The sequence below is a fragment of the Blautia sp. ZXY-1-B12 genome, from assembly GCF_056339915.1.
The window spans coordinates 16,499-27,502 of the sequence record NZ_JBWJVP010000183.1 but is presented as its reverse complement, the minus strand read 5'-3'; the positions used below and the strand labels follow the sequence as shown (position 1 = coordinate 27,502).

8 protein-coding genes and 1 pseudogene are annotated in these 11,004 nt (G+C 41.9%); 7 read left to right on the top strand and 2 right to left on the bottom strand.

Annotated features, from left to right (window positions below; translation table 11 throughout):
• Both AC075L_RS10210 and AC075L_RS10205 read right to left on the bottom strand, forming a co-directional pair.
• Positions 1 to 1,345, bottom strand: a 1,345-nt coding sequence (locus tag AC075L_RS10210; RefSeq protein ID WP_476387608.1) for an MATE family efflux transporter, incomplete at its 3' end; no start/stop codon positions are given.
• A gap of 283 nt (positions 1,346 to 1,628) precedes the next feature.
• Positions 1,629 to 2,435, bottom strand: coding sequence for a transglutaminase domain-containing protein (locus AC075L_RS10205; RefSeq protein ID WP_008704200.1), 807 nt, complete (start codon positions 2,433 to 2,435; stop codon positions 1,629 to 1,631).
• A gap of 390 nt (positions 2,436 to 2,825) precedes the next feature.
• On the opposite strand from AC075L_RS10205, the gene AC075L_RS10200 reads away from it, so the two are divergent.
• The 7 genes and pseudogenes from AC075L_RS10200 (at position 2,826) to AC075L_RS10170 (ending at position 10,995) form a co-directional block, all read left to right on the top strand.
• A complete protein-coding gene (locus AC075L_RS10200; RefSeq protein WP_476387607.1) occupies positions 2,826 to 4,217 on the top strand; it encodes a DUF5717 family protein in 1,392 nt (463 codons plus the stop codon).
• Positions 4,156 to 6,414 carry a DUF5717 family protein gene (locus tag AC075L_RS10195; RefSeq protein ID WP_476387606.1) on the top strand — a complete coding sequence of 753 codons (2,259 nt, stop codon included), beginning with the start codon at positions 4,156 to 4,158 and terminating at the stop codon, positions 6,412 to 6,414. The genes AC075L_RS10200 and AC075L_RS10195 overlap by 62 nt, the downstream gene beginning before the upstream one ends.
• A pseudogene (locus AC075L_RS10190) lies at positions 6,398 to 7,644 on the top strand (DUF5716 family protein). Before AC075L_RS10195 ends, AC075L_RS10190 begins: the two are co-directional and overlap by 17 nt.
• Positions 7,645 to 7,657: 13 nt before the next feature.
• On the top strand, positions 7,658 to 8,452 hold the full coding sequence (locus AC075L_RS10185; protein ID WP_008704197.1) for a hypothetical protein: 795 nt from the start codon (positions 7,658 to 7,660) through the stop codon (positions 8,450 to 8,452).
• Between the two features lie 107 nt (positions 8,453 to 8,559).
• Complete coding sequence (locus tag AC075L_RS10180; RefSeq protein ID WP_020994088.1) at positions 8,560 to 9,456, top strand: amino acid ABC transporter substrate-binding protein; 897 nt, start codon at positions 8,560 to 8,562, stop codon at positions 9,454 to 9,456.
• A 135-nt stretch (positions 9,457 to 9,591) separates the two neighbouring features.
• The gene (locus tag AC075L_RS10175; RefSeq protein WP_020994087.1) at positions 9,592 to 10,242 is read left to right on the top strand and encodes an amino acid ABC transporter permease; all 651 of its coding nucleotides are present in this window, start codon (positions 9,592 to 9,594) and stop codon (positions 10,240 to 10,242) included.
• Positions 10,243 to 10,308: 66 nt separating this feature from the next.
• Positions 10,309 to 10,995: an amino acid ABC transporter ATP-binding protein gene (locus AC075L_RS10170; RefSeq protein WP_476387605.1), complete on the top strand. Its 687-nt coding sequence runs from the start codon at positions 10,309 to 10,311 to the stop codon at positions 10,993 to 10,995.
• Positions 10,996 to 11,004: the final 9 nt, after the last annotated feature.

Below are 11,004 nucleotides of genomic sequence, written 5' to 3'. Positions count from 1 at the left end.
CCAGTGCCTTTTTAAACTGAAATGTAAATAAAACAGAGGTAAAGATCACAGCAGTAATATCTGCAATGGGTTCTGCCATATATACGCCTGTTGTTGAATCAGATATCATATGAGGCATAATATAGATCAGCGGGATCAGCAGTACAAACTTACGGACAACAGCAACAATAATAGAGTTTACTGCCTTTCCAAGGGAGGTAAAGGTCATCTGACAGGCAATCTGGATACCGAAGAGGAACAGACCACCCAGATAGATTTTAAGCATTGGTGCAGTAAATTCGATAAGACTTGTATCTGCCGTAAAAATGCTTACAAATACTCTGGGAACAAGCTGTACAGCAGCCCAGAGGAGTACAGAATATGACAGACAGGTGATCAGAAGCAAACGAAAAGTTTTCTTTACTCTGTCTGCGTTTTTGGCACCGTAATTATAACTGGAAATTGGCTGTGCTCCCTGCGCAATTCCCTGAAGAGGAAGCATGGCAAACTGCATAACACTGGTCAGGATGGTCATGGCTCCCACCGCAATATCACCGCCGTACCGAAGCAGGGATGAATTGAAGCAGACAGTTACAATACTTTCGCTTGACTGCATGATAAAAGCAGCAAGTCCCAGTGCGATACAGGGAAGAACAACCTTTGCCTCCAGATGGAGATGCTTTTTCCTGAGGTGAAGCTGTGTCTTTTTGCCGCAGAGGAATAAAACTACCCAGAGTGTGGAAATTGCCTGTGAGATAACAGTTGCCAGTGCAGCACCGCGTACCCCCATATGAAAAACAAAGATAAATACAGGGTCTAAAACAATATTGCAGACAGCACCGATCAGGACGGAAACCATGGAAAATGTGGTAAATCCCTGTGCAGTGATGAATGCATTCATACCAAGGGTTAATTGTACGAACAAGGTACCGAAAGCGTAAATATGCATATAATCTGTTGCATAACTGATGGTGTTTTCACTGGCGCCAAAAGCCAGTAATAAATCTCTGCCCCAGATCAGTAAAATGGCAGTGAGGATAACAGAGATAATAATCTGAAGAATAAAACAGTTGCCTAATATATTCTCAGCAGATTTATTATCCTGTTTTCCCATGTAAATAGAAGCCCTTGGTGCGCCGCCGGAACTGACCAGTGCCGCAAATGCGGAGACGATCATGATGATGGGCATACAGACTCCCACACCGGTAAGTGCCAGGCTGCCTTCCCCCGGGATGTGGCCGATGTAAATACGGTCTACAATGTTATAAAGCATGTTGATGAGCTGGGCGATCACTGTTGGAATGGATAGCTTTAAAAGAAGCTTTCCAACAGGTTCTGTGCCCAGAAAATTTTTGTTATTCTGCATGGATGATAACCTCTTTCTTAAAAATATTTTTGAATGAATAATATTTAATGATACGATATAAAGAAAGGAAAGTCAACTCAGGATAGAGAATTTTGGCAACGTTACTGAGAACGGAGTGAACAGTAACGAACGGAGTGAACAGTAACAGTTCCGGGACATCTGGCAGATACAGATACCCGGAACTTTTTGGATTAAGATGCGTTATTTTAGAGGATTACTATAAATCAGGCAGCGAAGCGTATAGTTTTATCTGCCTGATATGTCAGAAAATGTCCGGATGAGATCAGATTGTAATTACATACGCCCTGTTTCCTCTATAATAGGGACGTCCGTCTACACCACTGAGGTCATAACTCATACGGTAATATCTTTCGATATGTCCTGTGCCTTTTGCCCAGTTCGGATCGCAGACTTCTCCTTTGATCTCAGCCCATCCATGACCGCCTGATGAGATAACCTTGGCTTCAAATCCGACTGCGTTAGCCAGGTAAGCAAATGCAGATGCAAAAGCGAAACAGTCGCCATGCCCCCGGTAGAACATATCCTCCGCATAGCTGACATCCCAGTTTGAGTAATAGTAACGGAAATCGTAGTCATTGCCGGTGCCACCGTATCCGTAGCTGACTGCCTTCAGATAACATCTCCATAATTTCTCTGGTTTGGACATATTTCTTTTGGTCACACGACGCATGACCTGGTTAGCTGTGACCATAAGGTTCAATTTTCTTTTTTCTTCACTGTTATAGCGTGCTTCTCCACTTTTGGTAAGATAAATACCATTTACACGCCGGGAAGTTACCATGGAGGCATAACAGCCGTTGCGGATCTGGAAGAAATAATAATCTCCCTTGATCTTCTGCCAGCCGTTTTGCTGGATTCCCTTTTCATTAAAATAATATTTCTTTCCGCGGATCGTGACAAGTCCCTTTACAGTATGTCCGTTTTCATCATAGTAATAAATGTTTCCGCTGGGTTTGTGGTCAAATTTGTTACGTTTTTTTGATGCTGCGGATACTGAAACTGAAAATAAAAAAGAGCAACAGATAGCAATAAGAATTGCTGAGATAGAAAATACTTTTAATTTTTTCATAGAGTACCTCCGTTCTTTATGAGCAGATACTTATTTCTGATAAATAATGTACAATGAAGAAATTATCTGCTCTAATCATAAGATATATTTTATTATATAAGACAATTTAACTGTGCGCAATATTAAATTAAGGAGAAAAAGCGTTACTGTTCACACACCACTATCCCGCGAGGTGTTTTGGCATGAATATGCCAAAATCCCGAGACATACAAGCCAAAATTCCATTGCCGCAGACAATCTGGAATGAATTTTGTCTACGTTACTGTGAACAGTAACGAAAAAGCTGAAGAGCGGATTGTTGCGCGGATGTGTTTTGTGGTGTATAATTAAATGCAATAGGCTTGTGAACAGTAGCTCTGTAATTTAAGCAAGGATATAAGGTGAACAATTTTGAAAAAGACGATAGAAGAACTATTAAGTGGAAATTTCAGACATGAACATCCGCAGCTCCTTTTTTCGCAGGACAAAATAGAAGTGACTCTGAAAGCAGGTGATGTGTACAAAGGGGAACTGTATTTCGGAACAGAGGATAATCAGAAAATACGTGGATATATTACATCTTCCAACAGGCGCGTGGTACCGGGAACCGAGAAATTTTCGGGAACTACGGTGAGACTGCAGTATGGAATTGACGGTGCGGGGATGCACCCGGGTGAGAGACATGAGGGATGGCTTTGTTTCACCACAGACATTGGAGAATATAAGCTGCCATTTCTTATTCAGACAGAGAAAGCAGAACTGAAAAGTGCAGCCGGAGATGTGCCGGATATGGATACCTTTGTGAATATTGCAAAGGACGATTTTAAAGAAGCATATCGTGTTTTTACAGACCGCAGATTTGAACTTCTGTTAAGAAATGCCGGACAGAAAGAGAAAGCTCTTTATAAGGGACTCTCAAAACAGCCTGTGACATTTCAGCATGTAGAAGAGTTTCTGATCGGAACGGGAAAAAAGGATCCTGTAAAAATTGAACTGAAGGCAGATCAGAACAGCTTTTATGATATCAGTGAATCTGTCCGCGAAACTTTTGCAGTCCAGAGGAGCGGATGGGGACATCTCAGGCTGGAGGTAGAGGCGAAAGGCGATTTTCTGGAAGTTTCCAGGCATGTGGTCACAGATGAGGATTTTATAGGAAGCTATTATCAGGTGGAATATGTAATCCGTAAAGAAAAGCTGAAAAAAGGACGTCAGTTTGGTGAGATCACTGTGAAGAGTCCTTATCAGCAGCTGACTTATCAGATCACTGCATCCATGGAATCGAAAGTGCAGCTCAAAACAGAGATTCATGTGAAACGGCATAAGCTGGAACTGTTACGTGACCTTGCAGAATACTCCTGCAAAAGAATGGACAGTAAGACATGGATCGGCAGCAGCAGATTTGTCCTTAATCAGTTAAGGGAAGAAGGCTGTGATTATCCGGAATATCAGATGTATGAAGCATACATTCTTCATATGGAAGAAAAGGATGAGCAGGCAAGAGAAATTCTGAAGAAATTTAAACATCAGAACTTTGTCAGAGAGAATCTGGAACTGGCAGGTGCTTACCTTTATCTCTGCGTTCTTACAGGATTGCACAAAGACAGAGAACAGGCGATAAGACGTCTGTACAATTTCTTTCTGCAGAAGGAAGACAGTTTCCTGTTGTTCAAACTCTGGCTGGAGATGAATCCGGAGGATAAGGGTTCCCCTTCAAGGCTGGTATTTATGATGGAGGAACTTTTTGAGAAAGGCTGCAGGAGTTCCGTTTCTGTATCTGGAAGCATGGAATTATATCAGCAGTGATACAACACTTCTTCACAGAATGAGCAGTTTCTGGACACAGGTATTTTTATTTGCGGGAGAGAAAGGTCTTCTGACAGAAGAGCTGGTGATGAGATTTGCCTATCTTACAGGGTATGAGAGAGAATTTTGTACCAGTATGTACAGAGCACTGGCAATGGGATACGATGCTTTTGAATCCGATGATACGCTGGAAGCAATCTGCAGATATATCATGCTTGGAAATCCGAGAAAACCGGAATATTTCAGATGGTTTTCCCTGGCAGTGGAGAAAGGGATCCGTCTGACAAGGATATATGAATATTATGTGGAAACAATGGATACATCTTATCAGAGAGAACTTCCAAAGCCCCTTCTGATGTATTTTACCTATAATAATACTTCTCTTGCAGATGATAAAAAGGCATTTATTTATGCAAGTATTGTGGGAAACAGAGGCCGTCAGCCACAGACATATGCGGATTACAGGGATCATATGAAGATTTTTGCCATGCGCAAGGCGAAAGAAGGACGGATGAATGAGAATTATGCGGTCCTTTATCAGGAATTTTTAAGCAATCCCAAAACAGAAGGACAGGCAAAACTGCTCGTGCAGAAGCTGTTTACACACAGACTGTACTGTGATGATAAGAAGATACGCTATGTGATCGTGCGTCATGAACAGCTCAGGGAAGAAGAAATTTACCCATGTATCCAGGGCGTAGCTTATCCAAGAATTTATACAGATGATGCGGTGATCCTGTTTCAGGATGGGAAGCAGAGAAGATATGTATCAACAGTAGATTATAATATCAAGAAATTATTTGATGAGCGTGAACTGACAGATAAGGTTCTTGGTTTTCATATTGAAGAGCCGGGACTGGTACTCCACTGCAGTGAGCATACAGAACTGAAACCGGAGAATCTTCAGGCATTTCAGAGGATCCCGGAGTCAGAGGAATTTTCAGATGAATATCAGAAATGTATCAGAGAGAAGCTGCTTTCTTATTATTCCGAACACACCAGAGCAGAAGAAGCAGATAATTATCTGAGACAGATGGATTATAAGAAATATGCGGCTGTAGACAGAACAGCTCTTCTGGAAGTACTGATCTCCAGAGGAATGTATCAGCAGGCAATGTCCATTGTTTCCCAATTCGGATATGAAGGAATCCGCATAGAGAGCCAGCTGAAGCTGACCAGCAGAATGCTGACAAGATGTGAGATGGAGGAGGATGACGAATTGCTTGCCCTTGCATCGGATGTATACAGACGCGGAAAATATGATGAAGTGATCCTGAAGTATCTTATGGAATACAGATTTGGTCCTGTAGATGAACTGATATCTGTATGGAAAAGTGCGCAGGGCTTTGAGATGGATACTTATGAACTGGAAGAGAAGCTTCTTGGCCTTCTGATGTTTACTTCTGATTACAGGAAAGAGGGAGAGAAGATCCTGGAGGATTATGTTCATCACAGCGGAAAGGAACGTATTACAGGAGCATATCTTACGCAGACTGCATATGGTGCATTTGTAAAAGAATATCCGATGAGTGTTTTTGTAAGAAGTCTGCTGGAGCGGGCTTATGATGAGAAATGGCCGGTTGATTTTGTATGCAGTCTTGCTCTTCTGGAAGCGTATTCCAAAGAAAAAAAGCTGGAGAAAAAACAGCTTTGCAATGCAGAGGAGATTCTTCAGAAATGTGTGAAACAGGGAATGTACTTTGCGTTCTTCGGGAAACTTCCGGTATCTGTCTTAAGTCCTTATCAGTTGGATGATAAAACCTTTGTGGAATACCATGCAGATCCGTCTGCAAAGGTGACACTCTATTATGCACTGGATGCAGGCCTCGGAAATCAGGTGAAATATCAGACAGAGCCTTTGCGTGATTTATATGAAGGTATTTTTGCAAAATCATTTACATTGTTCTACGGGGAGACATTGCGGTATTATTTTGAATCAGTAACAGGAGAGCGGGTAAATCGGACACAGGAGAGGGTACTTACAATGAATAAGATTGAGGGTACACCTGTAAGCAAATATCATATGATCAATCAGATGCTCTCTGCACGCAGACTGGATAAAAAGAAAGAAGTGTTTTCACAGGTGAAGAAGTATCTTCGCCAGGAACAATATGTGAAGAAGATGTTTGTGATCGAGAAAGAAGAGCAGGAACAGATTGTCCTGAAACCGGGAGGAACAAATGAACGAAATTCGTGATTTGATCGTGGGAATTGATTTTGGCAAAGAGTATTCTCAGATATGTTATTATGACAGAAAAGGAGACGAGGCACGTTCTCTTTCTATGAAAGCGGGGGGAAATCAGTATGAGGCTCCCTGTATTCTGTGCTGGAGACCGGAGCAGAAAGACTATTGCGTAGGACTGGAAGCAGATTACTTTGTCCGGGAAAAGGGCGGAGTCATGATCGATGATGTCTATGGAATCTGTGAAAAAAGTGATTCTGTGCTGGTGGAAGGACAGGAACTTGCACCATGGGAGATCCTGGCTCAGTTTCTGCAGGGAATGCTTAAATTTCTGGGAGTGGCAGAACTGGTCAAAAATACTAAATGTGTGGCGGTGACACTGCCCGGGCTGACGGAAATTCAGGTTGAGAATTTCCAGAAAGCATTTGAGATAATTGGATTTCCACATGAGAAATATATGCTGCTGGATTATGGGGAAAGCTTCTATTATTATGTGCTCTCACAGAAAAGAGAAACCTGGAATCGCAGTGTGGGATGGTATGCCTTTACACCGGAGAACGTGTCTTTTCGCAAGATGACAATGAACGGTGCAACAAAGCCTGTCACTGTAAAACTGGAAGAAGCTGTGGAGACAGAACTTCCTGCTGAGGGACAGGAGAGAGATTCAGAATTCGGTAAGTTTGTCCAGAAAACACTTGGCAGAGATCTGTTTTCCAGCATTCAGATTACAGGAGATGGATTTTCCCAGGACTGGGCTGAACAGTCTGTAAGGTTACTCTGCTATCAGAAAAGAAAGGTTTTTTATGGAAATAATCTTTTTGCAAAGGGTGCCTGCGCTGCAGGAAAGAGAAAACAGAGAACAAGGCATTAAAGGGATATCGCTTTTTAAGCGATTCTCTGGTTATGGCTGATGTGGGGATGGAAATGAGAGTGATGGGTTCTCCTACCTATTATCCGCTGATCGAGGCAGGAAATAACTGGTATGACAGTAAGGCATCCTGTGAATTTATTCTTGATGATACAGAGGAGCTTGTGTTTATTGTAAGCACGTACCACAGACCGGAGAAAAGAAGGGTAGGAATGATGCTGCCCGGTATTCCGCTACGTCCGGACAAGACTACCAGATTACGGCTGGAATTACAGTATGTCTCATCTGCAGAATGTAAAGTGACGGTTACAGATCTGGGATTCGGAGAAATGTTCCCTTCCAGTGGGAAAACCTGGACAGAGACAGTAGAATGGTAAAGGAGATGGAGCAATGAGCGGATATATTTTATGTCAGACAAAAAAAGCACAGCATCCTTATTTTATAGAGAATATCAGTATGAATATTTATTCTATAGAAGAACTCTGTTATTATCTGTACCACAATCTTTACCTTGCTGATCATACTGTTTTTAATGAAGAATTATGCAACTGGCTCAGAGATGAGCTTGAACTTGTGCATCTGGCTGCAAAGCTGAAACAGAATCTGGAGAGAAATGTAAGTGTGGAAGATATGATCTATCCTGTTTTCAAGGAGATCAATTACCTTACCTATGAGGAGATGAAAGGCTTTAACAGCAGGATTGTGACTTATGGAAAAGAAAAAGCGGCAGTCCGTCAGAAGAGAAAGGGAGATGCACTGACAGAAAACGGAATGTATGTGAACGCCATCCGGGTATATCAGAAACTCCTGGAAAGAGAGGATCTGTCTGAGCAGAGAAAAGGATTCGCAGCTTCAGTGCGCTATAATCTTGGCTGTGCATACAGTTATCTTTTTCAGATGGAAAAAGCACAGGAATGTTTTCTGGAAGCATACAGAGAAGCACATTCAAAAGATGCCTTAAAAGCTTATATCATAGCATACAGCAGTGTTCATGATAAGACAGATTATGATAAGGTTATGGAAGAACTTGAAGTAGATGAAGAACTGAAGAAAGATATAAAAGAAGAAATCAGGCAGTCTCTGAAAGCTTTCGAGTCTGTACCGGAAGAGAAAACAGATGAAAAAAATCTGGATGCCCTTCTGGAGAGACTTATGAAAGATTATCACAGAAGTACAGGTTCATAACTTACTCTTGACAGAGGCGGAGGTGTGTGATAGGATTAACACATACTTTCACATGGTAGAGTGGCTGTGTGATAAATAACAAAACAGATAAAGAGGAGATATTTATCATGAAAAAGAGATCTTTAGCAGTACTCATGGCAGGAGTTATGGCAGCTTCTATGATGACGGGTGTTGTTTCTGTATATGCAGATGCTGACAGTAAGACATTAACTGTAGGATTTGATGCACAGTATCCTCCTTTCGGATATAAAGACGATAATGGAGAGTATGTTGGTTTTGACCTTGACCTTGCACAGGAAGTATGCGACAATCTCGGATGGGAACTTGTGAAGAAACCGATCAACTGGGATTCCAAGGATATGGAACTGAATTCCGGTTCTATTGACTGTATCTGGAACGGATTTACAATTAACGGACGTGAGGATGACTATACATGGTCAAATCCATATCTGAACAATGAGCAGGTGATGGTTGTTGCAGCCGATTCAGGGATTGAGAAGCTGGATGACCTGGCAGGCAAGAATGTAGTAGTTCAGGCCGCTTCCGCAGCACTGGATGCATTAAACAGCGATGATAATAAGGATCTTACAGCAAGCTTTGCATCACTGACAGAGAATCCTGATTACAATACAGCATTCATGAATCTGGATTCCGGCGCTGCAGATGCCATCGCAGTAGATATCGGTGTTGCCAAATATCAGCTTTCCCAGAGAGAAGAAGGCAAATATGTGATCCTTGACGAGCCAATCCAGAGCGAAGAGTATGGAATCGGCTTTAAGAAGGGTAACGATGAGCTGAAAGATACTGTATGGGAAGAAGTTCTGAAACTTTATGATGCAGGTGAAGTTGATAAACTTGCTGAGAAGTATGAAGTAGCAGATATGCTCTGCATTGGAGATGATGAGAAATCTGATGATAAAAAAGATGATGCAGCAGAGGATGATGCTTCCGATGCAGACACAGCAAAAGAAGATACAGCTGATACAGCGAAAGATGCTGAATAGTCAGCCGGAACAAAAACAGTTATGATACAAGAGGACAGATCTGTGCAGGCTGTCCGCATTATAAAGGAATGGAGGGTACATTTTGTGCACCCTCTTTTCTTACTGTACAGGAGAAATTTTTCAGGAGGAAAGCTTATGTCTTTAAGTGTAATGCTGCAGCAGCTTGCCAGTGGTATGGTAGTTTCTGTAGAGATTTTTGTAGTGACATTACTTTTTTCACTTCCGCTGGGACTTCTGATCTGCTTTGGCAGAATGTCCAAGAATCCGGCGATACGTGGAATTGTGTCTGCCTACATATCAGTTATGCGTGGAACCCCGTTAATGCTGCAATTGATGGTTGTGTATTTCGGACCATACTTTATTTTTGGAATCCGTATTTCCATGGGATACAGCCTGATCGCTGTGTTTATTGCATTCAGTATTAACTATGCTGCATATTTTGCGGAGATTTACAGAGGAGGAATCGAATCTATTTCAGCGGGACAGTATGAGGCTGCAAAGATTCTGGGATACAGCAAAGCCCAGACATTTTTCAGGATCATCCTGCCGCAGGTGATCAAGAGAATCCTTCCATCTGTGACAAATGAGGTTATCACACTGGTAAAGGATACGTCACTGGCATTTGTTGTTGCTGTTTCGGAGATGTTTACAATTGCAAAACAGATTGCAAGTGCACAGACGACTATGATGCCTTTTGTGATTGCTGCTGTTTTCTATTTTGTGTTCAATCTTCTTGTTGCGATTGTAATGGATAAGATTGAGAAAAAACTGAATTATTATCGCTGACAGGCGGCTGGGGTTATAAAATATTTTTTGACTCTGACATCATTTAATTTAAGAGGAATATTTGCTATGGTATTATTTGAAATGAAAAACATAAAGAAGAGCTTCGGCAGCCTTGAAGTATTAAAAGACATTTCACTTCAGGTAGAGGAGGGTGAGGTTCTTAGTATTATCGGACCTTCCGGTTCCGGTAAATCCACACTTCTCCGCTGTGCCACCGGTCTTGAGACACCGGACAGCGGTGAGATCATCAAGCAGGGGGATGTGGGACTGGTATTTCAGAACTTTAATCTTTTCCCCCATTTTTCCGTACTGAAAAATATCACAGATGCTCCGATTAGAGTGCAGAAGAGAAAGAAAGAAGAGGTTTATGCACAGGCAAGAACTCTGTTAAAGCAGATGGGACTTGCAGACAGAGAGAATGCATATCCGTTTCAGCTTTCCGGCGGCCAACAGCAGCGTGTCTCTATTGCCAGAGCATTATGTATGAATCCGAAGATCCTGTTTTTTGATGAGCCTACTTCTGCCCTTGATCCGGAGCTTACGAGTGAAATTCTTAAGGTAATCAAAGATCTGGCAGCAGAACACATCACTATGGTGATCGTCACTCATGAGATGTCATTTGCAAGAGATATCTCTGATCATATTATTTTTATGGATAAGGGACTGATCGCAGTTGAGGGGAGTCCAAAAGAGGTATTTGAATCAGAACATGCGAGAATGAAAGAATTTCTTGGTAAATTCCATCAGGGATAAAGTTTTTGT

Excerpts from the sequence above, each read along its gene's own strand:
- AC075L_RS10185 (WP_008704197.1), top strand. The coding sequence starts at position 7,658 with ATGAGCGGATATATTTTATGTCAGACAAAAAAAGCACAGCATCCTTAT.
- AC075L_RS10170 (WP_476387605.1), top strand. The coding sequence starts at position 10,309 with ATGGTATTATTTGAAATGAAAAACATAAAGAAGAGCTTCGGCAGCCTT.
- AC075L_RS10175 (WP_020994087.1), top strand. The coding sequence starts at position 9,592 with ATGTCTTTAAGTGTAATGCTGCAGCAGCTTGCCAGTGGTATGGTAGTT.
- AC075L_RS10180 (WP_020994088.1), top strand. The coding sequence starts at position 8,560 with ATGAAAAAGAGATCTTTAGCAGTACTCATGGCAGGAGTTATGGCAGCT.
- AC075L_RS10205 (WP_008704200.1), bottom strand. The coding sequence starts at position 2,435 with ATGAAAAAATTAAAAGTATTTTCTATCTCAGCAATTCTTATTGCTATC.